The following is a 26186-nucleotide window of genomic DNA, read 5'->3' as shown; positions in this document are numbered from 1 at the left end:
ATTACATCAGTTGATAATTTCACCAAACTATAGTTTACTCTTCGTGCAAAGCGATGGCCGGGTGAATGGCTGCAGCCTGGCGGCTTGGCTGAAAGGCGCAAACGATGACCAGCAGGTAGATCACAAGGATAGAAATGCCCAACGCATAGTAATACACTTCCGGCTGCAGGCCCATCACATCAAGCAACACAAACTGTATGGCAAAGAAGCTTCCCAGCACCAGCCCCAGGGTAGCCAGCACCAGTATCTCCCCTAAAAACTGCTTGTAGATCTGGTTAGCTGTTGCCCCCAGCGCACGGCGCAGGCCAATTTCTGAGTAGCGTTTGTTAATGTTGTACCACAGCACCCCAAATATGCCCAGGGCCACGTTCAGGATCAGGAAAGCGCAGATAATGGCAAAAGCAACTATAGGCGTCAGGTATTCTTTCAGGTAATTGGAGCGCATCTGGTCCATGTATTTCACATCGAATTTCCAGCCAGTAGCAACGGCACCCGCTTCTTTCAGCAGTTTTTCCTCAAAGCCAGATGTTACACCCGGTTTCATGCGCAGGTATAATGTACTTGCTATTACCTGAGTAGTATCATTCAGCGATGTTGCCCTGAAGAAAGTACCATCATCTGAGTTCAGTTCACCATTAGTACGGTAATGATCTACCACCCCAATCACCGTTAATTCTGATTGCCCGGTACTTAACTTTTTACCAGTCGCAGGTTCCTCTCCGAAAAAGAACTCTTTCACATCCTGGGTTATCAGAACCGGGTTCTGGTTTGACTGTGCATCACCATCCTGAAACCAGCGGCCTTCCGTCAGGTTAAGGTCCATTGTTTTCTGGAAATCGCCTCCTTGCACAGTTACACTGTTTACGCCCCGTTCCAGGTTCTTGTACTGCAACCCAGACACAGACGACCAACCAGAATAAGCAGCGTTTCCGCTGGCTAACGCAACACTTTCGATCTCAGGCAAGGTTTGCAGCCGGCGCACCAGCTGTTCGGTTATCGTTCTGGCTTCATCTTTCGGGGTCTGGAAAGATTGAATGTTTACGTACCAGATGCGCTCTGCCTCAAAACCCATTGGTTTGTTATAGTTACGCCAGCTGTTAACCAGCACGCTTATAGTTCCGAACAGAACGATAAAAGAGAAGAAGATCGCCAGGATCATCAGGAAATTGGCTCGTCTTCGGTTCCAGACAAGTTTAAACAGATGCTTTATCATTTTGCGCCTCCTTTCAGCACTGATGCCGGGTGAAGTTTAGACATTTTAAAAGCCGGATAAACTCCGGAAAGTACACCAAAGAACAGACAGATGAGCACGCTGAACAGTAACACATACAGGTTTAACTCCAGCTGCGCATAAGGTATAAAACCACTGTTGTTGATCAGCTGCAGGGCTCCGGTCGCTAAGAGTATACCTATAGCACCTCCAATAATGGTAAGGAAAATATTCTCGAAAAGAAACTGAAAAACCAATGTATTGGAAGATGCGCCAAATGCTTTGCGAACACCAATTTCGGAAGCACGCTCCATAATGCGACTGATGTTGATGTTTACCAGGTTAAGCGTTGGGATCAGCATAAAGAAAAACATGGCCCCAAACACCAGTGTGTACAGCAAGGCAACATTTACTTCATTTTCTACAGATGATGTTATCTCCCGCACAAACCCTTCCAGGTGGGTATCTGCAAATACCTTTAACTCTGTAAAGTTCTCGCCCGGCATTAATGGAATTTTAGCCGCAGTACTATAGAACTCCTTCTTTATGTCATCAAGGTCGTCAGCATCTTTAGCCAGCAGCACAGCACAAAAGGAACCGCTATAGTTTGCATTGCCCAGGTCATCTTTACTTGTTGTATAAGGAATCCAGACATCTGAATAGGTGCTGGGCCGGATGGCCGAAACGTTCTCTACCACGCCAACTACTTTATAGCTTCTGTTGTCCAGTTCCAGCATTTTGCCAACGGCCTTTACAGTTCCAAAATTATTCAGGCTGGTGGCCTCGTTAATAACGGCTACCAGTTGTGCACCCTCAACTGCGGCATCGCCATAGGCACCGCCCTCCAGAAAATTAAAATTCATGATGCGCCAGAATTCGCTGTCGGTGTAGCGTGTCTTCATTTCCAGCTTGCGGCCACTTGTAAAATTTATTGAAGTATAGTTGCTGTTGGAGTAAATGCTGATCTTTTCGGGAGATTTGAGCGGCTTTATAAACCTGTTCAGAAAATAATAACTGGGAGCGCTGTTCATCTGAGTGCCATCTCCTGTCATGTGCAGCCTTGTTACATACAGCATCCGGTCCATGTTTTTTTCCGGCGCATGTGCCCCAAACATATAGTTTACCAAAGCAGTTACAACCATCAGCACCATAAGCGTAACACTGATGCCGAACAAACTGATGAAGGTGAAAAACTTGCGCCGCAAGAGTACCTTCCAGGCTATTTTAAAGTAATTTTTGAGCATGGCTTAAACAGTCTGTAGGTCGAAAACTTTAGAGTCGGAAACCTGCTGCCCGTCAAAGAAACGCACAAGGCGTTCGGTCTTATGCGCCATGTTCTCGTCGTGCGTTACCATCACTATAGTTGCGCCGTCCTGGCGGTTCAGGTTTAGCAGGATGTTTATCACTTCTTCTCCCATCACCGAGTCCAGGTTACCTGTTGGCTCATCGGCCAGTATAATAGCAGGGTTACCGATAAGCGCGCGGGCAATGGCCACACGCTGGCGCTGTCCGCCCGATAGTTGGTTCGGAAAGTGTTTGGTACGGGCGCTCAGGCCCACCTTATCCAGAGCTGCTTTGGCCAGTTTGGTGCGCTCTGAACCCGATACACCGCTGCGGTAAAGCAACGGCAACTCCACGTTATCGAGCACGCTCAGGTCGTTAACCAGGTGGTAGCTCTGGAACACAAACCCGATCTTCTCGTTGCGGATGTGCGCCAGTTCTTTGTCTTTGTAAGATGTAATAGATTGCCCATCAATCGTTACTACACCGGATGTAGGCACATCCAGCAGACCCATGATGTTAAGCAACGTAGATTTTCCGCAGCCCGATGGCCCCATAATGGATACAAATTCTCCCTTCGGAACCGTCAGGTTTACGCGCTGCAAAGCCACCGTTTCGATTGTCTTCGTCTGGTAAACTTTTTCGATGTCTGATAGCGTGATCATAGTTTTTAAATATCGTTATTAATTGGTAGTTATTCGTTGTTTACCCCTTCCCAGCCTTCCCCTTTTAAATAGGGCCCCTACCCCAAAAACAGGAGAAGGAGCTTGGCTATAGTTATATAGTTTCAGTTGCTATTAACCCTCTCTTTGCTGGCGCGAGTCTCCAGACTCGTGCCTTATTATGGTGTTGCGTCTCCTGACTCAACCGGCCCGGCAGGGACAAGCATGACAAAGGCTGTGGCTATAGTTTCATAGCATTCCAACCACCCTTTGCCCCTCAGAGCTACGCTCGCTACCTCCGAAATCGCTTCTCGGTAGTCTAAGGCGGAAGTTTTTCTGCTACTACTATAGTTTCAGCTATAGTTCTATAGTTGCTGCAATCCAACCACCCCTAACCCCTCCTTGTCTATGGCGATAAGCTAATCCTGTCTATGCTATAGTTATAGTTTTATAGTTACTGTTGGTCATCCCCCTACCCCCTTCAAAGGGGGACTTCTCTGTTGCTCTCCCTCCCCTGTTTTTAGGGGAGAGTTGGGGTGGTGTCAACCACCAATACCTGCTGCTTTTCAAAATCAAAAAGGGTTAACTGCCTTAAACTATAGTACGCGGACCAGAACTGGCTGAGCGCGGAGATGTAGGCGCGACGGGCCTGGTCTTTCTCTGCCAATGCAATATTGAGTTCTGTTATGCTGATGCGGCCAACGATGAAAGTACTTTTGGTAATGTTGTAGCGCTCCTGGGCAATGGCATCGGCAGCAGCAGTAGTTTCTAACCGACGTTTTAATGTGATGTACTGGTTAGCCTGCGATAGTACGGCCTGCTCAAAGGTAGCTTCTTCCTGGGCAACGGTGTGTTGCACCAACTGGCGGTTCAGGTCGGCTACTTTATAGTTGGAGCGTTGGCGGCCCCAGTCCATCAATGGCATGTTAAAGCCTACCCGTGCGCGCTGCAGGTTCTCTGGCCGGGCATACACATCCGAGAAATTTTCGGCACTGTTCGATAAACCAAAAGTGGCGAAAACACTCATGTTCAAGCCATTGTCGCCTTTGGCTTTTGCTACCAAGCTTTCAGCTTCCAGTAGGCGGCGTTTAAAGCTCACAGCTTCTTTGCGGTTCTTCTTGGCTTCGGCCAGGGCCAGCTCCGCCGAAACTATAGTTTCCGGTATGCTGTCCGGTATAGTTAGCTGCAGGGCATCGTTGTCTTTTAAGCCTACAAAAGTTTTTATAGCTAAAGTGGCGTTTTGCTCATCCAGGCTGGCCTGGTCCTGGGCAAGGCGGGCGTTCAGTACAGCCAGCTGCATTTGTAGCAGGTCGTTTTTAGACAGGCGGCCCAGTTTATACTTTTCTTCAGCAATGTGGTAAAGGGTATCGTTGTTAGCCAGATTTTGTGTAGCGATGCGTTGGTTTACCTGTGCCAGCAACAACTCAAAGTATAGTTGCGTGGCCTGCACGGCTATAGTTTCCTTGTCTTCCACGAACTGGCGCTGCGACTCCTGGTAACGCAGGGGCTCCACTTTTTTAGCCCAGGCAAATGGGTTGTAAGCGAACAGCGGCTGCTCAAAACCAACTATAGCCGGGTTGCCATTGTAGCGGGTAATCTCGCGGTCAAAATCATCGAAACGCTGCATCAGCGATGTGACAAATACGCTGCCACCCGTGGGGCTGATAAGCTGCCGCAGGGTTAAGCCAACATCCGAGCTGTTTATAGTTACAGGCTTAAAATCGGTAGTCCCGTCGGGCTGAATAACCGGTGTGTAGCTTCTGCTGAAGTCGGGTAAGGTGCCGCTCAGGCTCAGTTGCGGGCGGTAATCAGATTTGAAGCTGCGCCACTGCCAGTAACTGCTTTCCTGGTTTACGTCGGCCTGCTTTGCTGCTGCCGACTGCTGCTGCGCCAAAGAGATAACGTCCTGCAGGTGCAACACACGCACACCAGGCTGGGCTATACTTTGGCCGCAACAGAGCAGCATCACAAACACTAAACAGGTAAAAACACATTTCATAGTTTTAGTTTTATAGGTAGATAGGTTAGCGCAATTCTTAATTCTTAATTCTAATCTTCTCCGCGTGTTGGTACTCCGCCATATCCGAGATCACGATTACATCGCCAGGCTGCACGCCATTTTCCAGCTCCACAAAATCCACGTTGCTTATGCCTATAGTTGCCGATTTTCGGATGGCTTTATCGCCCTGCACCACGAACACCTGCTGGGCGGCCGTGTTGTTAAAGTAAGGTCCGTTCTTTACCCGCAGCACATCAGTTTTAGAAGCCAGTTCCACGTACACGTCCGCACGCAGATTAGGGCGAAGCAGCTGGTGGGCTTTGTCCTGCAGAGCCACATAAAAGGTAACAATGCCATTCGTAACCGTAGGCTCCACCGACGACACCACGCCCTGCATATCGGTGTTGTTGATGCGAACGATGGCGCTGCCACCCGGCTTTAACTGCCCCGCGTAAGTATCTGAAATGGTGGCTTTTACTTTGTAGCTGCTCAGGTCGGCGAGGCGGGCAATAATGTCGCCGGCGTTTACAGTGCTACCCGTTTCGTTCTTCACCCAGGTGATCACCCCGTTGTGGGTGGCGCGTACTTCGGCCTGCTCCATTTTGCGCTGCAGCTCTTCTATAGACCGGCCCTGCATGGCCAGCGTAAAGCCCAGTTCCTGCTCGTCGGCTTTCAGAAGTTCGCGCTCGGTGGCCATGTCGTGTTCAATTTCCTGAAGCTCCTGCTGCGCTATTTTTAGATTCAGTTCGGCCTGCTTCACGCTTTCTTGGGTAGTGCCGCCAATCTTTAGCAGGTACTTTTCGTCTTCGAGCTGCGCCTGCAAGCTTTTCACCCGCATCTGTTTTATAGTTAGCTGCGATGCCAGCTGGTTCAGTGTTTTGCGAAGGTTCAGGCGCAGCTGCACGCTTTTGTGCTGGTTCAGTTGCTGTTCGTCTTTCAGCTTTTCGTATGCCAGTTGGGTGTAGGCTCTATCGAGTAGCAGGATCTGGTCACCGGGTTTTACCTGCTCGCCGGCTTTTAGCAGCACCTGCTCAATGCGCGCCTGTATGGGGCTGGTAATTACCAACTCGTGCTCAGGCACCACCACTCCGCTCGCCGAAATAGTAGCTACCACCGGGCCACGCTCTACCACTGCCGTGCGCACTTTGTCGCGGCTAAGCGATGGCGTGAGTAGGCTTCGGAAACCAACTATAGCAAAGGCCAGCACCGCCAGGGCAATCCCGATTTGCCAGTAGCGGCGGCGTTTGTTGGCTTGTTTGGTAGTGGCAGATAATTCGCGGTCCATAGTTTTATAGTGTACTTTTCACCAAAACTTAGCCAACTTATATGCCAGTTATGTATATTATTGATTTACTGATAGTTACATCTTAAAACTATAGTTTTTAGCTTCTAAAAGGTGTTCAGTATTGAACAGGTGTGTTCGGTTTTGTGAACTATAGTTTGAGGTGGAGTTTAACTATAGCAGGAACTGTATTTTACTTTTACTATATTGAAGTTTGAAGTGCTATAGTTGGGTGATATCGAAGTGTAAAAGCTATAGTGCAAGTAAAAGGAAACAAAAAATTCTTCTATGGGATTTCACAAAATATCCATACCAGCCTTAACACTTTTACTTTTCAGCTGCAATCATATCACTGAGAAAAATGAAAGCATTCGAATTCCTAATAAACAGGACCAGAATGTTCAATATATTCTTAATGGTGATCAGCTAAAAAGCTTAGAAGAAAACTGCAGAAACTTCATATACTTTCTTTCCAATTCTGCTTCTTTTGATAGCACTTATAATTTAAGCTCAGAGCCTTATTTATTATATCTAACCAGCAATAAAGGTAGACCCATTATTAGTAGAATGAGTGAGCTTGAAATCAACGATTTCATAGAATTCGTGGGAGTTGATCAGAAAGAGTATATACTTAGTCAATTCAAATCAGTAGATGCTTGCTCATTCAATAATCAAAACATTGGGAGACCTATTTTAATCTCTCAAGACTCAATGGCTTTAGCATTAGATGAAGTAGGCAGGTTTAATTTCGGAAAGTTTCATAATCACTTTAAGGGTTGGCTTTATTACATTTCTCCGCCAATTTTCTCAAAAGACCAGAAGTATGTTTTAGTTAGTCATGGCTTCACTTGTGGCTCACTTTGTGGTGGTGGCTATGCTGAAATCTATGAGAAAATAAATGAAGAAGAATGGAAGAAGGTAAAAACAGTTATTGAGACCTTCTATTAAATCTTAACAAAGTAAACTAAACTTATTTTAGTTTAATATATACAACTGTCCATTTAAACTTACCTAAAAATCGCGACCCAACATACAACGATCTTCCGCCCCATGAAACACACCTTACTCCTCATCTTCCTTCTTTCTATAGTTTCAAACCTATTCGCCCAGGCAAAGCCCATTAATGAAGAAAGCTTTATAACGATTGGCGGTATAGAGCAATGGGTAACTATAAGCGGCGAAGACAGGAGCAAGCCAGTTATTTTGTTTCTGCATGGCGGGCCGGGCAGCACCATGAGCCAGTACGACGATGCCATTTACGGCCACTGGAAAAAAGAATTTGTACTGGTGTACTGGGACCAGCGTGGCGCAGGCAGAACCTTCGGCCGTAATGCCCCCGCCGAAGTAACCGAAGATTACTGGATAGAAAACCCACTGACCTTGGCACAAATGACAGCCGACGGCATCGAGCTTTCGGAGTACCTGCGCAAGCACCTGGGCAAGAAAAAGATAACCCTTATTGGTACTTCATGGGGCTCGATATTGGGCGCTAACATGGCGCTTGCCCGCCCCGATCTTTTCACGGCTTACGTTGGCCACGCACAAATTGTAAACTATACAGCCGGGTTTATAAATGCATACAACATGGTGCAGCAAATGGCACAGAAAGCTAACGACCAGGAGTCGCTGGAAAAGTTGGCTGCACTGGGAGCACCGCCTTACGAGGACGCCCGAAAAGAGGGACAGCTAATGCGCATCATTAAAAAGTATGAGAAGCAAAACTCAGTAGCAGCGCCACCAACCTGGTGGAAGCTAAAGCCTGAATACGATAATGAGAAAGATGCCCAAGACCGATATAACGGCGACGATTATTCGTTCCTGCACTTTGCCGGCCACAAACAAATGGGCATTAAACCAATGGCCGCTGATGTAGACTTTATAAAAAATGGCTTGCACTATAAGATACCAGTGTACTTTATACAAGGCGATAAAGACATCTTAACTGCACCAGCGCTAACCAAAGCCTATTTCGATAAAGTGAAGGCTCCGAAGAAAGAGTATATTCTGGTTCCTGGCGCCGCCCACGGCCACAACCAGGCGGTGATTGATGCACAATATAAAGCAGTGAAAAAGGGGTTAAAGCTTCGGTAGTAAACTATAACGAAGAAGAAAATTAACCGGCTTAGCCGAGGGATAAAGCTATCTTAAAATGCAAAATATAAGCTTTGAATTTCTTCAGATCCTGCTCTTTATTCTCATAGTTGCCGGAAATATTCTGGGGTATAAGATAAAAGCTATCTTAAGAAATAAAGGGTATGAAGTCAGTTATTGGATTCACCGTAAGGACGGTTCTAAATTTCGTGAACTGATAAAGCAGGAAGCTGACCCGACTCTGAAATCTAAATACAGGCTAATGTATTGGTCAGAGATAGCGGTGTCTATAGTGTTTGTAGCCGTTTTCATTTTGATGATCTATAACCTGCCATAACAGATTTGAATGTACAGGACTGAATTACAACTATAGATTACTTAAGTAATTACTATACCCAACTATAAACTATAACCCATGAAAGACAACTTACCAACCATTCCCCTGCTTATCGCCACTTATATCATTGTTAACCTGACGCATTACCTGGTAGGCTTTGAGTACAAACTGCATGAAGAAGGCGTATTTACCTATAAGTTTATAGTTGATGTGCTGTCGTGGGCTATAGTTTATTCTGCCCTGCAGCTCTTATATAAGAAATTAATATTCCGCAGAAACATTTCACAATAGCAGGATTCTTCCTTTCGTACAACTTTATAGTTAGCGCTGCCTGTAAACATTATATCGGAATTACGTTAGATAGCATCAGAGTTATATTCTGAACTACCTATGAAACCGATATACCTGCAGGCACTGCTTGCACTCATATTTATAAGCACCACCGGCTGCGCCCGGAAAAACTTCTACGCCAAAACGCCCCTTGTAAACCCGGCTGTTTACAAGAAATTAGAACAGGATCCGAATGCTGTTGACAGTGTAACGGTACAGGCGGGCAAACACTATAAACGCGGCTTTCTGCACCGGTTGTTCTGGGGCACGCACTACCGCAATGCCTGGAATGCCGAGGTTACCTTACCTGTATTGCACCTGAACGAAGTAAAAGGTGGCCTGAAGTTCGAGAAACTGGGCGGTGGCTTCCAGACGACCAGCATGACCCTGTCGGATAGCACGGGCTTTACTTATGCCCTGCGCTCTATCGATAAAGACCCCGTAAGCGTGGTGCCCGGCGTGTGGCGCAAAACCTTTGTAGCCAACATTCTCCGCGACCAGACATCGGCTATAAACCCCTATGGCGCCCTTATAGTACCGCCCCTGGCCGAGGCAGCCGGCATACCGCATTCTATGCCCAAATTATACTACGTAGCCCCCAACGACACCACTTTTGGCGAGCACAGCGAGCGCTTCAGCGACAACATTTTTATGCTGGAGGAAAAGTACGATGGCAAAGAAGCCATAACCCCGGCACTGGGCGATGCCGTGGATATTGTGAGCTCCAAAAAGATGCTGAACAAGCTGTTTGAAGAAGACGACCATTTTATAGATCAGCCGACCTTTGCCAAAGCCCGCCTGCTGGACATACTGATGAACGACTGGGACCGCCACGAAGGGCAGTGGGAATGGGCTGAGTACAAAAAAGGCGACAACACCATTTACCGCCCCATCCCCAAAGACCGCGACAACGTGTTCTACCGTTTCCAGGACGGCATCATTCCCTGGATCTTCAGCCGCAACTGGGCCATCCGCAAATTCGAGTCCTTTGACGAAGACATAAACGATGTGTACGCCCTGGCCATGAACTCCGAGTTTCTGGACGAGCGGGCACTGGCACAGGTAACGCGCGCGCAGTTCGATTCGGTGGCTGTGCTGTTGCAAAAGAAGATCACCGATGAAGTGATACAGAAAGCGGTAAGTCAGCTTCCGCCTTCGGTTTATGCGCTGGAAGGAGAAGATACCGCCAAAAAACTGCGTAGCCGCCGCGACCAGCTACGTGAAGCAGCTGCAGAATTTTACGAGATACTCGCCAAAGAGCCGCTTGTAATTGGCACCGACGAAGAAGATGAGTTTAAAGTAAAACGCCTGAATGATAACGAGACCGAAGTAATTGTAAAACGAAAGTCGGATGATGCCATCATTTACCGGAGAACCTTTTTCACCAACGAGACCAAAGAGATCAGACTATACGGCCTGGCCGAGGACGATGAATTTAAAGTAGAAGGTGAGGTAAACAAAGGCATTAAAGTAGTTATAGTTGGCGGCCGCGGCGAAGACGAGATAAAAGATACATCGAAAGTAAAACATGGATCTAAAAAGACCTGGGTATACGATACCGCACGCGGCACCGAAATAGAAGCCGGCCCCGAAACCAAAGACAAGACCACGAAGGATATCCGGGTGCATGCCTTTGACAGGGAAGGATTTTAGAAAGTTAGAAAGTCTTAAAGTTTGAGAGTTAAGAAGTTTTGACCTTCTGACACTTACCTTAAAATATAATGGTTTACAATACTGCTGTTTCAATAACTAAAACGTTGCAGGTACCTCGTTTGCTTTTCGGAGTGTTGTTTGCTTTGCTGTTTAGCAGTTGTCAACGCTACCCACATACCGTAAAGCAGGTAGCCTCGGCACCTGCAAACGCCGACACTATTACCAACTATAGCGATAGCACCATTACCCTGGCGGCGGGCATGCACTACAAGCGTGGCACGTTGCACACGCTGTTGTATGGCAAACATTACCGCCCGGCCTGGTACACGCCTGTGCCCGTAAAAGTGCTGGATATCGGGACTGCACATGGCGGACTGACTCCCGCGAAAATGGGCGGCAGTCGCCAGACGATGAGCCTGCGTGTTTACGACCCGGATAGCGTGGAGTATGTACTCCGCTCCATCGATAAAGAACCGGCCGGTGCCCTGTCGCCGAGATGGCAGAAAAGTTATGTTGCCAACATTGCCCGCGATGCTACCTCTGCCACCCATCCGTATGCAGCCCTTGTACTGCCCGACATGGCCAAGGCAATTGGCATTTACCATACCACTCCGGAAGTAGTGTACATTCCGCACGACCCCAGGCTAGGCGAGTTTACAGAGCAGATAGGCGGCACCGTGGCACTATTGGAACGCAGGCCCGCGGGCAACCAGCAGGATAACCCGGATATGGGCCACGCCAGAAAAGTAAAAAGTACCCGCTCTATGCTCACCGAACGCTTATCAGACAACGATACCAGAATGGATGCCCGGAATTACCTGAGAGCGCGTTTGTTTGATATGCTGATTGGCGACTGGAGCCGGCACGAAGATAACTGGCGCTGGGCTGAACTGGAGCCGGAAGATAAAGCTTACCTTTACCGCCCCGTTCCCCGCGACCGCGATAATGTGTTCTATAAGTTGCACGATGCGCCAATTCCCTGGATAACGCGCCTTTTGCGCTTTAAGCCACACTTCCGGACCTATCGCCGCAACATGCCTGATCTGGCAAAACTGAACTATAACGCCCGCCACTTAGATGCCCTCATTCTGGCAGAACTCAGCCAACAGGACTGGCAGGAAATTGCCGATAGTGTGCAAGCGGAGCTGACAGATGAGGTGATAGAAAATGCGTTCAAGGCCATGCCGGATACCATTTACAAGCTAACTGCGGCCCCGATAATGGCAAAAGTAAAACACCACCGTAACAACCTGCCTAAGTTGGCTCAGGAGTATTACCGCATCCTGGCAAAGCAGGCTATAGTTGTGGGATCAGATAAGCACGAGCAGTTTTTAATAAAGCCGCTTAGCAAAAAAGAAGTACAGGTGCAGGTATATAAAACCACTAAAAAGGGTGAGGTAAAACAATTACTGTTCGAAAGGATTTACCACACCGACGATACAAAAGACCTTATACTATACGGTTTAAATGGCAACGATCAGTTTATGCTCTCAGGAGAAAGCCCTCATCCAATAAAGATAAGCATCTGGGGTGGCGACGGAGAAGATACCTATGAGGCCACTTCTCAAAAGAAGCCAAAAGGTAAACGCATCTTTATAACAGACTCCACCTACGGCAACCATTTTAAGGCCGGCAAAGCAGCCAAAGTAAAGACCGATGATAACCTGCGCGCAAAAGATTTTACCGGCTCCGGCTGGCTGCTGCACTTTTACCTCGATTGATCTTACAATGAACTATAAACTATAAAAGAAGGGCAGCATCCTGTACAGGATGCTGCCCTTCTTTTATAGTTTAGCAATTGCTATAGTTAGCGATCTTTTTTGTTCGTATTCTGGCCACTGTCGCTGCCGCTGCGGTTGTTCTGGTCTTTGGCATTTTGTGCGCCCTGGCCCTGCTGCTGGCTTGAGGTGGCATCAGTACCACGCATGCCGCTACTGGTTGCTCCTGTACGGTTAGCCTGGTTCGAATCTCCCTGGTTAATACCTGAGCTCTGTCCCTGGCCGCTGCGCTGCTGTCCCATACCGGAACTTTGTCCGCCTTGCTGGCCACTCATTCCCGAACCCTGGCTACCGGATTGCTGGTTTCTATTCTGTCCCTGCATGCCGCCGGATTGCTGGCTGCCCTGTGGTTGGTTCTGAGATCCCTGCTGATGACTTCTATTCTGGCCCTGGCCGCTTTGCTGCTGGCTGCCCTGTTGCTGGCTACCTTGTGGCTGTTGGCTGCTGCCCTGCTGCTGATTCTTATCAGAACGCTGGTTGCCCTGCTGTCCCTGATTTTTTTGTTCGTCTTTCATAGCTTGTGTATTAATGTACTTAAATAAAACTGATGCCTGCTTCGTGCTGGCAACATCCTATTTTATACGTTTACAAGCTATTTTAGTCTGAACCGGTTAAACTATAGCTCAACTATAGATCTTTGTTCATGACGGTAGCAGAAGCCTGTGCAGCCGGCAATATCATTACTTCGGCCAGGTTTACGTGCGCCGGACGGGTAACTATAAACGCGATCAGGTCGGCAACATCGTCCGCTGTAAGTGGCTGGTAGCCCTGGTACACCGTTGCAGCGCGTGCTTTATCGCCCTTAAATCTTACTTCCGAGAATTCTGTCTCTACCGCACCCGGGTTCACCTCCGATACTTTGATGCCAGTCTGTATCAGGTCGATGCGCATGGCTTTGGAAAGGGCATCTACTGCATGTTTTGAAGCGCAGTACACGTTGCCGTTGGCATATACCTCTTTCCCGGCTATAGAACCTACGTTAATAATATGGCCTCTGCCCTGCTGCTGCATCAATGGTATCACGGCATGGCTTACATACAGCAAACCTTTCACGTTAATGTCCAGCATGGCATCCTAGTCCTCCAGCGAACCCTCCTGTATCGGGGCCAGGCCATGGGCATTACCGGCATTGTTCACCAGTACATCAATCTGCTGCCACTCGGCGGGCAACGAGGCTATAGCAAACTGTACGGCTTCTTTGTTGCGCACATCAAACAGGAGCGGCAGCACCGTGGTAGTGCCTTCCAGTTCCTGCTGTAGTTCCTCGAGGCGCTCTTTGCGGCGGCCTGTAGCTATAATGCGGTACCCTTGTTTTGCGAGCGCCACAGCAGTAGCGCGACCAATACCGGACGTAGCTCCGGTTACAAGTGCTATTTTAGACATCTCTGTTTTATTCAAAGAAAAGGATGAGCGATATGTTATGGTTGGTCTGCTTCTGCAGCAGGCGGCTATACGCACTGGTAGTTTGCTTGTGCTGGTTTATCAGCCCATGCGAAAAACGGATCTCCGGGGCGAACTTGAAGAACGGATAAAACATGTCTACCCCGAAACCATACTCCAGCGCCAGATCAAATTTGTTCACAGCCAGTCCACGGTCCGGGTTCTCGTCGCTTTTGCCGCTGCCCAGGTCTATGCCTGGCTTTACACCGGCCACAAAATACATGCGGGCATTGGAGCGGCGCTGGGCCTTCAGTTTAAGCAGTACCGGCAACTCTACCATCGTCGAGCTGATGGTCTTGTCTTCTGTCATCAGCTCACCAGTTTCCTGGGGCATGTTGGTATACTCTATGCGGCGGCTGTAAAAACCAACACCGGGCACAAAGCGGGCATCCAGGTGGTCCACAATGCGCACATTCAGTACCAGGCCTGTATAAAAGCCGGGGCTGAACTTGGCGTTCACGTTGGTAGTACCTTCACCACCTGCAGGGTCGGCGGCCAGCTGGTCGGCGTACTCCTGCGAGTGCTGTATCTGGTAGCGGGTAAGAGGGGCCGCCAGGTAAAAACCGTAATGTATCAGTTTGTCGTCGTAGCCGGGTTTGTTCAGCGTGTTTATTCTTTTCTGGGCCTGTGCTGCCGGGGCAACTATAACTATAGCCAGTAAAGCCAGTAACGCTATTTTCGTCCGGTGTAGATAGAGCTTATGCCAAATGTTAAGGGGTGCCATTGTGTCGTTTTAAATCCAACTTTCTCATAGATGTTCAGAAATGCGCGCCCGTCCGGGAAAGCCTGCACCGACTCGGGCAGATACGTGTAAGCGGCATTGTCTTTAGAAACGATCTTACCTATCATAGGTAGTATGTTCCGGGAATAAAATTGGTATAATTGTTTCATCGGGAAGCTGCGCGGGTTACTGAATTCCAGCACCACGGCCATGCCGCCCGGTTTTAATACGCGGTACATCTCCGACAGGCCTTTCTCCAGGTTCTCGAAGTTACGCACCCCAAAGGCTACGGTGATGGCATCAAAGGTGTTGTCTGCAAAGGGCAGGTTCTCCGAATCGCCGTACTGTAGTTCTATCTTATTTGCCAGGCCCTTTTTTGCTATTTTCTCACGCCCTACAGCCAGCATTCCTTCCGATATATCCACACCCGTAATTTTATCCGGGTTAAGCTTCAGTGTTTCGATGGCGAAGTCGGCGGTACCGGTGGCAATATCCAGCACCTGTTTGGGTTGGATCGGCTTCAGCATGCTTACTGCTTTTTTACGCCAGATAATATCGATGCCAGCACTCAGGAAGTGGTTCAGAAAATCGTAGTTACCGGCAATGTTGTTAAACATTTTAGCTACCTGCGATTTTTTGTCTCCGTTCTGGTCTTTATAAGGTACTACAGCCATAGTTGCAATTAAAAAGTAATCAGGCAAAAATACGCTACCTGCAGTTATAATACACGGTTTAAATAAAAAAACAGGCCGGGCAAATACCCGGCCTGTCGTGTTACAGTTTGTTCAGGTCCTTTATAACCCGAAACTATAGTTATTGTTTTGCTGGCTGATCAGCTCTTTCCAGCACTCTAAACTCTGTTCTTCTGTTCAGCTGCATGTTCTCGGCCGATGTGTTTGGCACAGCCGGACGGCGCTCGCCGTAGCTAACTGTTACTAAACGTCTTTCAGAAATGCCTTTGCTCTTCAGGTACTCGTAAGCGGCAACGGCACGGTTCTCACCAAGTTTCATGTTGTACTCATCGCTTGCACGCGAGTCGCAGTGGCCTTCGATGCTAACATTTACCAGCGGGTTCGCTTTCATGTAGGCTACTACTCTGTCCAGCTCGTTCACTGACTCCGGACGCAGGTTGTACTCATCCGTATCGAAGTAGATCGGCTTCATGGCCAGTACACCGGCGCGTGTGGCAGTGGTGTCTACGTAATCAATGTAGAAGTTACGAACTATAGTTGTCGTGTCGTTCAGCGTCATCGGCACTTCCAGTTCTTCCGTCGTAATCAGTTTACCGTCTTTAGATACCTGCACCTGGAACGTACGACCAGAAAGAATATCTACCTGGTAGAAAGCAGAGTCAGGACGGGTAACATCACGGTAAGAGATCGGGCGCTTATCTGCCTGCAGACCGTTAAAGATCAGCTCTACACCTGGTATGGCAAGGCTATCAACTTTAGAGAACACCTGGCCCTGCACACGTACGTTGCGGATATAGTTGATGGTGTAGATATCTTTCTCGCCGTAGCCGCCAATTCTGTAAGACGACAGGTACGCATAGCTGCCATCCGGGCTTAAGCGGTAGTAGGTATCATCATCCGGCGTATTTACAGGAGCACCCATGTTCACTGGCTTGGCCCAACGTCTTGCTACAGAATCATATTTAGAGGCAAAGATGTCGTAACCACCCATGGTGTTGTGGCCTGTGGATGCAAAGTATAAGGTACCGTTGTGTTCAGAGTAGTAAGGGCTGTCATCATCAAACGGCGTGTTTATAGTTGAGCCGATGCTTTTTGGAGCACCCCAGCTGCCATCAGCCTGGCGCTTCGATACATAGATGTCCAGGTCGCCGTACTCTGAGTAGGCACTGGTAGAGAAATACAGGGTCTGGCCGTCTTTTGTGATGTAGGCATCAGACTCGTAGTGCTTTGTATTGATGTTTGGACCAATGCTTTTCGGCTCGCCCCAGGTACCATCGGCCTGGCGCTCAGCAACCATAATGTCGCCGTTATTATCAGCACGGTAAAGCAGCAGCTTGGTATCATTGTCAAACAACTGGATAGAGGCATCGTGGCTTGGGCTGTTCAGAGCTCCGGCTACGCGCTTGGTCGGCGACCATTCGTCTTCCCCTATTCTGGTCGTCTCAAAAATATCTTCGTAGTATTCGCCATCGCGGGCCGGTGTACCACCGGTAGCCTCCGAGCTGCGCGACGTGTACAGCAGGTAGTTATCGTCAGACGAAATTACAGGGCTGTGCTCTGAGTACGCTGAGTTTACAACGCCGCCCAGGTTTTTCACAAAAATATCTTTCGGGTTAGCCACTTCGCGCTTCGCATTGTTTGCATGCTGAATCAGCATGGCTAATTCTTCGCGGCGCTCCTCATCGCGGCGGCGCAGGTTTTTCTGAGCTTCTTTAAAGTGCTCGATCGCACTGTCAAAGCGGTAGTTAATGTGGTCCGCACGGCCTAACCAGTAAGAAAGGTCACGGTCTACATTAGGCTTTATTTTCTGCGCTCTGTAAAGGTAGTCTGCTGCCTTTTCCTTGTCAAAGGTCATGTAGCTGATACCGGCGTAGTACAATGCCTCGGCATTGTTAGGGTCGTTGGCCAGCACCTGCTCGTAAAAAGGAACTGCCGCTCTGTAATTTTCTTTTGCAAAAAGCTTGTTCCCGCTTCTAATCAGCTTTCTGTTGCTTTGCGCCGAGACTGTAAAAGTCACCAGGCACAACAGTGCCAATAGCAAAGAAAATCGTGAAAACGATTTGGCTAAGTGATTCATGTTGTAAAGGTTTGTTATACTTTTTGTTGTTTGGACTGATCTGTAAAACTTCAGGGTAAGCGTAAGTGCGGCACTATGTACCATTATTTCGCATCTATACGAGCAATATTAAAATTAGTATATGGAAGTATAGATTTATCTGTGAGTAATTGTATTAATCATCAAAGATGCCGCATGCAGCCATTGTTGCCATACGCCGGTAAAGGATGATGATCTCGGAAATCAAAGCCAATTACTATAATATTACTTATATACAATTGAATTAAGGCAAATATATAAAAAATATGGTATTCATATATGTTCAGGTATTGATTTATGTTTATTTCACAAAAAAAGAGCCGGCAACTATAGTTCCGGCTCTTTCTGCGAAGACTTTCTAAAATCAATTTTATTAACCGGATCTGAACATATGTTTCTACTGAAATATGCCCGGCGGGTTACTGTGCCAAGAAAAGTATCTGGTAAATATCCAGCGCGCCCATACCATCAGGTCTGTCTGATGAAAAATAAGCAGTAGTGCGGCCCTTATTCAGGGTAAAGTAAAGGTCGTCGTGCGGCGAGTTGATCGGGTAGCCTACGTTGCGGGCCGGTTGCCACTTGCCATCGCGCATCTCTGATTTAAAGATATCATAGCCGCCCATGGTATTATGTCCCCGCGAACTGAAGAACAGGGTTTTGGTCTGGAAATCTACAAAAGGGGCTTCTTCGTCGTAAGCCGTGTTCACGCTGGCTCCCAGGTTAATGGCTGCACTCCAGGTTCCATCCGGAAAGCGCTGGCTCACATACAGATCCAGTCCGCCAAAACCACCCGGCCTGTCGCTGGCAAAAAAGGCATATTGTCCGTCTTCTGTTATATGTACCGAGGACTCGTTGGCAAGCTGGTTAAGCGGTATCGGCATAGGTTTGGGGTTTACCCACGAATTTTTTGACTCATCGTAGCTGCGCAGGCCATCTGCCGGAGAATAGGTGTACAGCACTTTGCCGTTTGGCGAAACAGTAACTATAGCATGTCCCGCCTTGGTGTTGGTAGCAGGCAGATACTCTTTAGATGTTTGCCAGTTATTGTTCTTTTTGTTTGAGATGCGGATCTGTTCGGGTCCTTCAGGAGCCTTGTGAGAGGTAAACAGCAACACCGAATCGTTAATGGCCAGCACCGGCGAGAATTCTACATCTGCTGAGTTAATGCCTGCGCCCAAGTTCACTACCTGCGCTACCGAAGGCTGCTTCAGCAAATCCATCCCTGCCTTGCATTCCTCTATCCGCTTCCGGATCACTTCCACATAGTTCCAGTCGGCACGGCCGGTTCCGTAAATTTCCTGCTGGTAGTATTTTATGGCCTCCTCAAACTCGTAGTTCTGGTGCAGGGCTTCTGCCAGGTTCACGATCACCTTCTGCCCGAATTGCGGGTTTAGTTTGTTCACTTTGTCCAGGCACAGGCGGGCTTTGCGTGGCTCGCGCATCTCCAGGTAGCTGATGCCCAGCTTGTAAAGTGCCTGCACATTTTCCGGTTCCTTTTCCAGCACCTTCTGGTACCATTCGGCAGCTTCCGCAAAGTCGGCTTTGGCGTAGGCTTTATCGGCGCGGCGCATGTTGGCATCCGGGGTAGCATCAGGCAGCACCATGCTACTCAGTAACACAAATGCAAGCAGCAGGCATACATACCGTACCATAGCAGGGCGGAACCTATACTGTAAACCGGATGCGTGCGTTAGAGACGCAAGGCACGACCAAGAAAAAGGCATATACTTCATGTTTGGCAAATTAAATGTACCTTTGTTAATGCTTATGTTCCTGTACTCAGTTGCTTAAGTTAACAGTTTTATACATTTCGAGACCCCTATATTACAAATATCCGGGTTTCATACCAAATCAGAAGCTGCGGCATGGTTATAAAAGAAGCAAAATTTTTAATGAGCAATACGCGGGTAGAGCAATGCCCCGCACCTGATAAGCCGGAATACGCTTTTATCGGCCGTTCCAACGTAGGCAAGTCGTCGCTTATTAATATGCTTACCGAGCAGAAAGGCTTAGCCAAGACATCGGCACAGCCGGGTAAAACGCAGCTTATAAACCACTTCCTGATTAACGACACCTGGTACCTGGTAGACTTACCCGGTTACGGCTATGCCAAGGTCAGCAAGGGGTCGCGCCAGGACTGGCGCCGGATGATCAACTATTATTTTCAGAAGCGCGAAAACCTGGCCTGCGTATTTGTCCTCATCGACTCGCGCCACGAGCCCCTGAAACAGGACCTGGAATTTATAGAGAACCTGGGGGAACAGGGCGTGCCGTTTGTGCTTGTTTTTACCAAGGCTGATAAGCAGTCTTCTGTTAAGACCGACTCAACTATAGCTGCCTACAAGCGTACACTGCGACAAACCTGGGACGAGCTGCCACGTATTTTTGTAACTTCATCAGAGAAACGCCTGGGCCGCGACGAATTGCTGAACTTTATAGATGAAGTAAACATGCAGGTGCAGCAACAATAGTCCTATAGTTTGTTTGCGTATGATTTTTGCTTGATCAAAACTCGAATGCCAGACAAACGCTATTTTTAATGTTGAATTTTTTAATCTTTGTTTCTTATGAAAACTAAATTTTCGTTTTTGTTTCTTTTATTTGCCTTTGTGGCACTAACCGCTTCGGCGCAGACCGAGACCGGCACCGAAAAGCAGACTGAGAAACCAGCTTACTGGATGCCATCTAAAGTATTGCCTGCTGCAGAGCACTACAAAGGCGGCCAGGAAGCCATGTATGAGTTTATCGCAAAAGAACTGAAGTACCCGGCCCTGGCCAAGCGCACCCGTGTGCAGGGCGAGTGTATTATCGGGTTCACTATAAATGAGGATGGCTCTACATCAGGTTATAAGCTATTGCGCAATGCAGGCGCCGGCACCGGCGAGGAAGCGATGCGCATTGTAAGGTTGCTTAAGTTTAACGCACCTGGCTATGCCCTGAATGTTAGTATCCCGATCATGTTTAAACTATAACTATACGTTTTTATTCGTACTATGCCAATTGATCTAAGACAAGTTGCAGCCATTTCCGGCATGAACGGCCTGTACCGCGTAGTGGCCCCAACCCGTACCGGTGTTATCGTAGAATCTTTATCTGACAAGCCGCAGCGCTCTATAGCGCAGGCCCGCCAGCGCATGTCGCTGCTCGATGAGATCTCGATCTACACAACTGATGAAGAAACTACTGTGCCTCTGGCTGACGTGTTTGAACGCATCAACGAAAAATACGGCGACAAACTGCCCCTGAGCGAAAAACCGGACGACAGCGAGTACAAAGCCTTTCTGGAATCCGTTCTTCCTGATTTTGACCAGGAGCGCGTATACCTGTCGGACATGAAAAAGCTGGCTAACTGGTACATGATCGTAAGAAAGCATGTAGGTTTTACAGCCCCTGAAAAAGCAGAAGCCAAAAAGGAAGACGCTAAAAAGGAAGAAGGCAAAAAAGCTGAACCTAAGAAAGCGAAAGCTGAAAAGGCTGAGAAAGCCGAAGCCAAACCTGCAGAAGGGGAAGCCAAAAAAACTAAAAAGAAAAAAGAATAACCAACTGAAAAGGCCTTCTGCAACAGAAGGCCTTTTTGCTTATATTACCTATAGTTTATAGTTTATGGAGTATGCATTTATAGTTCTTGCCGGCACAGCCCAACACCTCCAGCGGTATTTCGAAACAGATAACCTGCCGCACGCCCCAACTATAGCCCAACTGGAACAGACACTGGCACCTGCCGTGCTGCACCTGCTCCGCCACGACCTGAACCGCCTGCTGAACATACTGTACCGCATTGATGTGGAGGAGCGCCAGGTAAAACAGGCCATGCTTGCCCCTACCGAAGAAGATGTTGCCTTACAGATAGCCCGTATAACAATAAAGCGGGAACTGCAAAAGGCGCAGACCCGCTTTATCTATGGTGCTAATTAGCAGCTGAACTATAGTTTAAACCGCTACTTCACTTTTCATAAAAGCCTCCACTTTATCTACCATCTCTGTAGAACCGATTACCAGCGGGCAGCGCTGATGCAGCTCCGTTGGCTCTAATTCCATTATACGACGGTTGCCATCGGTGGCTTTTCCGCCGGCCTGCTCAACTATAAACGCCAGGGCATTGCACTCATACATCAGGCGCAGTTTGCCGTTTGGTGCTTTGGCTGTAGATGGGTAAATGTAAATTCCGCCTTTCAGCAGGTTACGGTGAAAATCTGCTACCAGCGAGCCAATGTAGCGTCCTGAGTAACCGTTTTCCTTGCAATAGTTCAGGTAGTTTTTAATGCCTTCCGGGAAGCTGTTCACACCGCCTTCGTTGCAGGAATATACCGTACCGGTTGCCGGTGTTTTGATATCCGGGTGCGACAGGAAGAACTCGCCAAGCGACGGCTCATAAGTAAAGCCGTTTACGCCGTTCCCGGTCGTATATACCAGCATGGTAGATGAGCCATAAATAATATAGCCGGCTGCTACCTGCTGCGTGCCGTTCTGCAGGCAGTCTTCCAGGGTTCCGTCGCAGCCTGTTTCTGATTTTCTTCTGTAAATAGAGAAGATCGTACCGATCGATACGTTCACGTCGATGTTAGATGATCCGTCCAGCGGGTCGATGGCCACAATGTATTTGCCTTTGGTGTTACCAGTCTGGATGATCTCTTCTTCTTCCTCTGAAATGATCGCGCATACCTCACCGCCGTTACGCAGCGCTCTGATGAAGCGGATGTTGGCAATCACGTCCAGTTTTTGCTGTTCTTCGCCCTGCACGTTCTGCTGGCCAAAAGCTCCGGTTACATCCAGCAGGCCGGCACGGTTTATCTCGCGGTTCACAATTTTACCTGCCAGGGCAATATCGCGCAGCAGCTGCGAAAGCTCTCCGGTTGCATACGGAAAATCTTTCTCTTTTCTCATAATAAACCTGTCGAGCGTGGTGCCTACAGGTAATGCCAGATTGAAGTTCATAGAAGCAGAAGTTTATACTTATATATGGATGTACAAAAATATCATTTTTTGATTCATAAACGAAGGCTACCTATTTTTACGAGGTATAATCCTTAACTGAATGAAAGTTTTCAAATTTGGAGGTGCATCTGTGAAAGATGCAGCCGCTTTCCGGAACCTGGCGCACATTGTGCAGCACTATGGTGGCAGTAACCAGTTGCTTATAGTTGTATCGGCCATGGGCAAAACCACAAACGCACTGGAACAGGTCTTTGACCTGGCTTACCACCAGCAGGACCATTCCCCGGCGCTGGAGCAAAGCCGCCAGTATCATCTCCAGATCGTACAGGCCCTGTTCCCGGATGCAGCCAGCCCTATATACGAAGAGTTGGAACACCTGTTCTCTAAACTGGATAATACCCTCCGCCACCTGAACAAAGCAGCCGGTTACGACCAACTGTATGACCAGACCGTAAGCTACGGCGAGCTGCTGGCCTCTACTATTCTGCACCATTATTTAAAGTCGCAAAACCTGAACAATACCTGGGTAGACAGCCGCAAATACATACAGACCGACACCACCTGGCGCGAAGCAAAAATAGACTGGGACTGGACCGAACGCCTGGTAAAACGCGACCTGCCTGCTATACTCAACGAACAGCTTATAGTTACACAGGGTTTTTTAGGAGGCACGAACAATGGCCTTACTACCACTCTCGGCCGCGAAGGTTCTGATTTCAGCGGAGCGATATTTGCGTATTGCCTGGATGCAACAGAAATGGTTATCTGGAAGGATGTGGAAGGGTTGCTGAACGCTGACCCGAAATACTTTACCGATACGATCCGCTTTAAAGAGATATCCTATCAGGAAACAGTAGAAATGGCCTACTATGGCGCCTCTGTCATTCACCCAAAAACGATAAAGCCGCTTGCAAACAAGCTGATACCGTTGTATGTAAAATCGTTTCTGAACCCTGCCGGCGAGGGCACCAAAATATGCGACTGCCGTTACGAAAAGCTGGCACCGGCTTACATCGTAAAACAGAACCAGTGCCTTATCTCTTTCAGCGTAAAAGATTTTACCTTCATTTCAGAGAAAAACCTGGGTACTATTTTCAATGCGCTGTCGGAGCTGCGGTTAAAGATAAACCTGATGCAGAACTCAGCTATTTCGTTCTCGGTGTGCACCGACTGGCATGAGCAGCGCATCCAAACCTTACGAAAAACCCTGCAGGATGAGTTTGTGATACACTATAATTCGGGCCTCACTTTGTATACTATAAAGAACTACGATACCGAAAGCATGAACAACGTTTTAGCCGGCAAAAGCGTACTGCTGGAGCAGCGCACACGCACAACTTTCCAATTTGCGAGCAAATAGCATAAAAACAATTTAATTTTTTTATATTTGCTTCTGGAGTTGCAAAAGTTCCTTTAAAACTACAGTTTATAAATATATAAACTTCGTATATAAGAGCCTATGCCACCTTTTTATATGTGCTTTTTATGCAACCAGTAGAGCAAGTTAACAAGAACTTCTTTTTCAAATTATTTTTACTCTGCGGGTTGTTATACCTAGGGTTTGTGCTGAAGGTACCCCATTTTGTGAAACCGGTAAAAGCCGGAGACATAAAGCCACGTTATGCTTCCCCATCTGAAGAGCACGAATCAAAGCAGATAAAAAAACTTTACTACCAACTGGTATCTGACAAGGAGCCTGAAGAAGTAGCCATATAAAAACTATAAGCCTGCCACTGCAGGCTTTTTTTATGCCCTTGCTGCAAAAACCTTTAACTTAGCCTGCATAAAAAGACTAACAGATAACTATGGAATTTATACTTGTAACCCCACAGGCACAGCCGCATGTTGCCTTAATACAGCTAAACCGCCCCAAAGAACTGAATGCCCTGAACCTGCAGCTGATGGGCGAACTGCGCGATGCCCTGAAAGAGCTGGACGAGAACGATGAGGTGCGTGCTATCATCATAACAGGAAACGAACGTGCCTTTGCTGCCGGTGCCGACATTAAACAGATGGCCGGTAAAACAGCCATCGACATGCTAAACATCGATCAGTTCTCGACCTGGGACCAGATCCGTAAAACCAAAAAGCCAATTATTGCAGCCGTTTCTGGTTTTGCGCTGGGTGGCGGTTGCGAACTGGCCATGACCTGCGACATGATCATCGCCTCAGAAACTGCCATGTTCGGTCAGCCTGAAATTAAGATCGGGGTAATGCCGGGCGCTGGTGGCACGCAACGCCTGACCAAAGCCATAGGCAAAGCCAAAGCCATGGAAATGGTACTGACCGGTAAGTTTATGCCCGCCGAAGAAGCCGAAAAACAAGGTCTGATAAACCGTGTGGTACCAGTTGAGCTATATTTAGATGAAGCCTTTAAACTGGCAGCCGAAATTGCTAAAATGTCACCTGTAGCTACTAAACTGGCCAAGGAATCTGTAAACCGCTCTTTTGAAACGCAATTAGACGAAGGCCTGCACTTTGAGCGCAAGAATTTCTATTTATGCTTCGCCTCCGAAGACCAGACCGAAGGCATGAATGCTTTTGTAGAAAAACGTGCACCAGAATTTAAGGGAAGATAGGCTATAGTTTAGGAGTTAGAGAGTTTAGGAGTTTAAGAAGTTAAAAGTTTGGAAGTTAGAAAGTTGACTATGTCGCCAGTTTGAACGCAGTGGTAACTGGTGGTTAGGCTTGGCAGCCAGTTTGTAACTGTCTTTGCTTTGCAAAAGCAAGACTAACTATAGCCGCAACTATAGAACTATAGTTTTGCCTAAAGTCACATGCTGGCGCAGATCTGTGATCTGTGACTTATCTATTATGTTGGATCAGTGATCCAACTGGGCGGGACACCCAACTATAGTTTGATGCGAGCGAGGACGCTTGCGCCATAGGAATTGCCTTTACAACTATCGCTCAACTAATAAATGTCAACAAACTATAGTTTCCTGCTCACGCAGAAACACAGTTACAACCTGGATTTATAGTTGGTTACAGGTTGCTCACTATTAAACCTACGGCAATCCCGTTCAGACCTATAATTCTATAGCTGAGACGCAACGTATTGCGTCTCTACATTTTCAACTCACTAACTCTGAAACTCCTAAACTTTCTAACTTCCAAACTTTTTAACTTTCAAACTTACTTCTATCTTTGCAGGAACTTTTCCTAAGTAAGAAACATTCTTATCTGGTATGCAGCATAAACTCACACGAGACGAAGTACGACAGCGCCTGACAGATGGTGGACTAAAAGCCACACACCAGCGCATTGTGGTATTTGAGTCGGTGATGGAGTTGCATGGGCACCATCCTACTGCCGAAGAAGTGCATCAGCACCTGCGATCGGCAAATCCTACCATTTCGCTGGGTACAGTTTACAAAACACTGGATACGTTTGTGGAGACCGGCCTGATCAAAAGGGCACTCTCGGAGAAAGGTGGCAAGCGCTACGATGCGAACACGCATGTGCACAACCACATCTTTTGCAGCAAAACCAAAGAGATCGTTGATTTTGAGGACGAAGAACTGGAGCAGCTACTGACAGACTTTTTCAGCAAACGTAAGCTTGACAACTTCGAGATCAAAGGCTTTTCGGTGCAACTGACAGGAAATAAGGTGGAGCCCGATAAACAAATCAGTATTACACGAGTTTCTAAATAGATTATTAAAACCCTAAAAATTAAA

25 protein-coding genes and 1 pseudogene are annotated in these 26186 nt (G+C 47.7%); 14 read left to right on the top strand and 12 right to left on the bottom strand.

The genetic code is table 11. The annotated features are described in order from the left end of the window. Positions 1 to 34 precede the first annotated feature (34 nt). The 5 genes from H7F15_RS08280 to H7F15_RS08260 all read right to left on the bottom strand — a co-directional run bounded on the left by H7F15_RS08280 (position 35) and on the right by H7F15_RS08260 (position 6437). Positions 35 to 1213 (bottom strand): ABC transporter permease, encoded by a 1179-nt coding sequence (locus H7F15_RS08280; protein ID WP_185196503.1) that lies wholly within the window; start codon positions 1211 to 1213, stop codon positions 35 to 37. Continuing rightward, positions 1210 to 2454: an ABC transporter permease gene (locus tag H7F15_RS08275; RefSeq protein WP_185196502.1), complete on the bottom strand. Its 1245-nt coding sequence runs from the start codon at positions 2452 to 2454 to the stop codon at positions 1210 to 1212. Before H7F15_RS08275 ends, H7F15_RS08280 begins: the two co-directional genes overlap by 4 nt. A 3-nt stretch (positions 2455 to 2457) precedes the next feature. Continuing rightward, positions 2458 to 3156 (bottom strand): ABC transporter ATP-binding protein, encoded by a 699-nt coding sequence (locus H7F15_RS08270; protein WP_185196501.1) that lies wholly within the window; start codon positions 3154 to 3156, stop codon positions 2458 to 2460. A gap of 517 nt (positions 3157 to 3673) precedes the next feature. Continuing rightward, positions 3674 to 5152 (bottom strand): TolC family protein, encoded by a 1479-nt coding sequence (locus H7F15_RS08265; protein WP_221627017.1) that lies wholly within the window; start codon positions 5150 to 5152, stop codon positions 3674 to 3676. Positions 5153 to 5189: 37 nt separating this feature from the next. After that, positions 5190 to 6437 (bottom strand): efflux RND transporter periplasmic adaptor subunit, encoded by a 1248-nt coding sequence (locus H7F15_RS08260; protein ID WP_185196500.1) that lies wholly within the window; start codon positions 6435 to 6437, stop codon positions 5190 to 5192. A gap of 285 nt (positions 6438 to 6722) precedes the next feature. On the opposite strand from H7F15_RS08260, the gene H7F15_RS08255 reads away from it, so the two are divergent. The 6 genes from H7F15_RS08255 to H7F15_RS08230 all read left to right on the top strand — a co-directional run bounded on the left by H7F15_RS08255 (position 6723) and on the right by H7F15_RS08230 (position 12566). Then, positions 6723 to 7382: a hypothetical protein gene (locus tag H7F15_RS08255; protein WP_185196499.1), complete on the top strand. Its 660-nt coding sequence runs from the start codon at positions 6723 to 6725 to the stop codon at positions 7380 to 7382. 102 nt (positions 7383 to 7484) lie between these two features. Then, complete coding sequence (locus H7F15_RS08250) at positions 7485 to 8525, top strand: alpha/beta fold hydrolase (protein WP_185196498.1); 1041 nt, start codon at positions 7485 to 7487, stop codon at positions 8523 to 8525. 58 nt (positions 8526 to 8583) lie between these two features. Beyond that, on the top strand, positions 8584 to 8862 hold the full coding sequence (locus H7F15_RS08245) for a hypothetical protein (RefSeq protein ID WP_185196497.1): 279 nt from the start codon (positions 8584 to 8586) through the stop codon (positions 8860 to 8862). Between the two features lie 78 nt (positions 8863 to 8940). Then, positions 8941 to 9153 (top strand): hypothetical protein, encoded by a 213-nt coding sequence (locus H7F15_RS08240; protein WP_185196496.1) that lies wholly within the window; start codon positions 8941 to 8943, stop codon positions 9151 to 9153. A 99-nt stretch (positions 9154 to 9252) separates the two neighbouring features. Continuing rightward, positions 9253 to 10845, top strand: coding sequence for a hypothetical protein (locus tag H7F15_RS08235; RefSeq protein ID WP_185196495.1), 1593 nt, complete (start codon positions 9253 to 9255; stop codon positions 10843 to 10845). Positions 10846 to 10949: 104 nt separating this feature from the next. Continuing rightward, complete coding sequence (locus H7F15_RS08230) at positions 10950 to 12566, top strand: hypothetical protein (protein WP_185196494.1); 1617 nt, start codon at positions 10950 to 10952, stop codon at positions 12564 to 12566. Positions 12567 to 12652: 86 nt separating this feature from the next. Here H7F15_RS08230 and H7F15_RS08225 read toward each other — a convergent pair whose 3' ends face one another. The 6 genes and pseudogenes from H7F15_RS08225 to H7F15_RS08200 form a co-directional block, all read right to left on the bottom strand. Then, positions 12653 to 13138: a hypothetical protein gene (locus H7F15_RS08225; protein ID WP_185196493.1), complete on the bottom strand. Its 486-nt coding sequence runs from the start codon at positions 13136 to 13138 to the stop codon at positions 12653 to 12655. Between the two features lie 112 nt (positions 13139 to 13250). After that, a pseudogene (locus H7F15_RS08220) lies at positions 13251 to 14006 on the bottom strand (SDR family NAD(P)-dependent oxidoreductase). A gap of 7 nt (positions 14007 to 14013) precedes the next feature. After that, positions 14014 to 14787 carry a porin family protein gene (locus H7F15_RS08215; protein WP_185196492.1) on the bottom strand — a complete coding sequence of 258 codons (774 nt, stop codon included), beginning with the start codon at positions 14785 to 14787 and terminating at the stop codon, positions 14014 to 14016. Continuing rightward, a complete protein-coding gene (ubiE, locus tag H7F15_RS08210; RefSeq protein ID WP_185196491.1) occupies positions 14736 to 15458 on the bottom strand; it encodes a bifunctional demethylmenaquinone methyltransferase/2-methoxy-6-polyprenyl-1,4-benzoquinol methylase UbiE in 723 nt (240 codons plus the stop codon). Before ubiE ends, H7F15_RS08215 begins: the two co-directional genes overlap by 52 nt. A gap of 139 nt (positions 15459 to 15597) precedes the next feature. Further along, positions 15598 to 17553, bottom strand: a complete 1956-nt coding sequence (locus tag H7F15_RS08205) for an OmpA family protein (RefSeq protein ID WP_185196490.1) — start codon at positions 17551 to 17553, stop codon at positions 15598 to 15600. Positions 17554 to 17990: 437 nt separating this feature from the next. Continuing rightward, positions 17991 to 19223, bottom strand: a complete 1233-nt coding sequence (locus tag H7F15_RS08200; protein ID WP_185196489.1) for a tetratricopeptide repeat protein — start codon at positions 19221 to 19223, stop codon at positions 17991 to 17993. Positions 19224 to 19436: 213 nt separating this feature from the next. Here H7F15_RS08200 and yihA point away from each other — a divergent pair, with 213 nt between their 5' ends. The 4 genes from yihA (at position 19437) to H7F15_RS08180 (ending at position 21486) form a co-directional block, all read left to right on the top strand. Next, positions 19437 to 20042, top strand: a complete 606-nt coding sequence (gene yihA / locus H7F15_RS08195) for a ribosome biogenesis GTP-binding protein YihA/YsxC (RefSeq protein ID WP_185196488.1) — start codon at positions 19437 to 19439, stop codon at positions 20040 to 20042. A gap of 96 nt (positions 20043 to 20138) precedes the next feature. After that, a complete protein-coding gene (locus tag H7F15_RS08190) occupies positions 20139 to 20543 on the top strand; it encodes an energy transducer TonB (RefSeq protein ID WP_185196487.1) in 405 nt (134 codons plus the stop codon). 21 nt (positions 20544 to 20564) lie between these two features. Next, complete coding sequence (locus H7F15_RS08185) at positions 20565 to 21110, top strand: DUF5606 domain-containing protein (protein WP_185196486.1); 546 nt, start codon at positions 20565 to 20567, stop codon at positions 21108 to 21110. Between the two features lie 64 nt (positions 21111 to 21174). Next, complete coding sequence (locus tag H7F15_RS08180; protein ID WP_185196485.1) at positions 21175 to 21486, top strand: hypothetical protein; 312 nt, start codon at positions 21175 to 21177, stop codon at positions 21484 to 21486. 15 nt (positions 21487 to 21501) lie between these two features. Here H7F15_RS08180 and fbp read toward each other — a convergent pair whose 3' ends face one another. Then, positions 21502 to 22506 (bottom strand): class 1 fructose-bisphosphatase, encoded by a 1005-nt coding sequence (fbp, locus tag H7F15_RS08175; protein WP_185196484.1) that lies wholly within the window; start codon positions 22504 to 22506, stop codon positions 21502 to 21504. Between the two features lie 100 nt (positions 22507 to 22606). Here fbp and H7F15_RS08170 point away from each other — a divergent pair, with 100 nt between their 5' ends. The 4 genes from H7F15_RS08170 (at position 22607) to H7F15_RS08155 (ending at position 26162) form a co-directional block, all read left to right on the top strand. Beyond that, entirely contained in the window at positions 22607 to 23866 is a 1260-nt protein-coding gene (locus H7F15_RS08170) for an aspartate kinase (protein WP_185196483.1), read from the top strand. A 203-nt stretch (positions 23867 to 24069) separates the two neighbouring features. Continuing rightward, a complete protein-coding gene (locus tag H7F15_RS08165; RefSeq protein WP_185196482.1) occupies positions 24070 to 24222 on the top strand; it encodes a hypothetical protein in 153 nt (50 codons plus the stop codon). A gap of 89 nt (positions 24223 to 24311) precedes the next feature. Then, the gene (locus H7F15_RS08160) at positions 24312 to 25085 is read left to right on the top strand and encodes an enoyl-CoA hydratase-related protein (RefSeq protein ID WP_185196481.1); all 774 of its coding nucleotides are present in this window, start codon (positions 24312 to 24314) and stop codon (positions 25083 to 25085) included. Positions 25086 to 25694: 609 nt separating this feature from the next. Then, positions 25695 to 26162, top strand: a complete 468-nt coding sequence (locus H7F15_RS08155; RefSeq protein ID WP_185196480.1) for a Fur family transcriptional regulator — start codon at positions 25695 to 25697, stop codon at positions 26160 to 26162. Positions 26163 to 26186 lie beyond the last annotated feature (24 nt).

Origin of the sequence: Pontibacter sp. Tf4 (assembly GCF_014212495.1) — a bacterium.
In the GTDB taxonomy this organism is placed as follows: domain Bacteria; phylum Bacteroidota; class Bacteroidia; order Cytophagales; family Hymenobacteraceae; genus Pontibacter.
This window is presented reverse-complemented; position numbering and strand designations above follow the sequence as displayed.

Coding starts and splice junctions, on each gene's coding strand:
- H7F15_RS08180 (WP_185196485.1), top strand. CDS start 21,175: ATGGAGTATGCATTTATAGTTCTTGCCGGCACAGCCCAACACCTCCAG.
- H7F15_RS08255 (WP_185196499.1), top strand. CDS start 6,723: ATGGGATTTCACAAAATATCCATACCAGCCTTAACACTTTTACTTTTC.
- H7F15_RS08245 (WP_185196497.1), top strand. CDS start 8,584: ATGCAAAATATAAGCTTTGAATTTCTTCAGATCCTGCTCTTTATTCTC.
- H7F15_RS08170 (WP_185196483.1), top strand. CDS start 22,607: ATGAAAGTTTTCAAATTTGGAGGTGCATCTGTGAAAGATGCAGCCGCT.
- H7F15_RS08235 (WP_185196495.1), top strand. CDS start 9,253: ATGAAACCGATATACCTGCAGGCACTGCTTGCACTCATATTTATAAGC.
- H7F15_RS08240 (WP_185196496.1), top strand. CDS start 8,941: ATGAAAGACAACTTACCAACCATTCCCCTGCTTATCGCCACTTATATC.
- ubiE (WP_185196491.1), bottom strand. CDS start 15,458: ATGGCTGTAGTACCTTATAAAGACCAGAACGGAGACAAAAAATCGCAG.
- H7F15_RS08160 (WP_185196481.1), top strand. CDS start 24,312: ATGGAATTTATACTTGTAACCCCACAGGCACAGCCGCATGTTGCCTTA.
- H7F15_RS08260 (WP_185196500.1), bottom strand. CDS start 6,437: ATGGACCGCGAATTATCTGCCACTACCAAACAAGCCAACAAACGCCGC.
- H7F15_RS08200 (WP_185196489.1), bottom strand. CDS start 19,223: ATGGTACGGTATGTATGCCTGCTGCTTGCATTTGTGTTACTGAGTAGC.
- H7F15_RS08265 (WP_221627017.1), bottom strand. CDS start 5,152: ATGAAATGTGTTTTTACCTGTTTAGTGTTTGTGATGCTGCTCTGTTGC.
- H7F15_RS08250 (WP_185196498.1), top strand. CDS start 7,485: ATGAAACACACCTTACTCCTCATCTTCCTTCTTTCTATAGTTTCAAAC.
- H7F15_RS08190 (WP_185196487.1), top strand. CDS start 20,139: ATGAAAACTAAATTTTCGTTTTTGTTTCTTTTATTTGCCTTTGTGGCA.
- H7F15_RS08280 (WP_185196503.1), bottom strand. CDS start 1,213: ATGATAAAGCATCTGTTTAAACTTGTCTGGAACCGAAGACGAGCCAAT.
- H7F15_RS08275 (WP_185196502.1), bottom strand. CDS start 2,454: ATGCTCAAAAATTACTTTAAAATAGCCTGGAAGGTACTCTTGCGGCGC.
- fbp (WP_185196484.1), bottom strand. CDS start 22,506: ATGAACTTCAATCTGGCATTACCTGTAGGCACCACGCTCGACAGGTTT.
- H7F15_RS08225 (WP_185196493.1), bottom strand. CDS start 13,138: ATGAAAGACGAACAAAAAAATCAGGGACAGCAGGGCAACCAGCGTTCT.
- H7F15_RS08215 (WP_185196492.1), bottom strand. CDS start 14,787: ATGGCACCCCTTAACATTTGGCATAAGCTCTATCTACACCGGACGAAA.
- H7F15_RS08185 (WP_185196486.1), top strand. CDS start 20,565: ATGCCAATTGATCTAAGACAAGTTGCAGCCATTTCCGGCATGAACGGC.
- H7F15_RS08270 (WP_185196501.1), bottom strand. CDS start 3,156: ATGATCACGCTATCAGACATCGAAAAAGTTTACCAGACGAAGACAATC.
- H7F15_RS08205 (WP_185196490.1), bottom strand. CDS start 17,553: ATGAATCACTTAGCCAAATCGTTTTCACGATTTTCTTTGCTATTGGCA.
- yihA (WP_185196488.1), top strand. CDS start 19,437: ATGGTTATAAAAGAAGCAAAATTTTTAATGAGCAATACGCGGGTAGAG.
- H7F15_RS08155 (WP_185196480.1), top strand. CDS start 25,695: ATGCAGCATAAACTCACACGAGACGAAGTACGACAGCGCCTGACAGAT.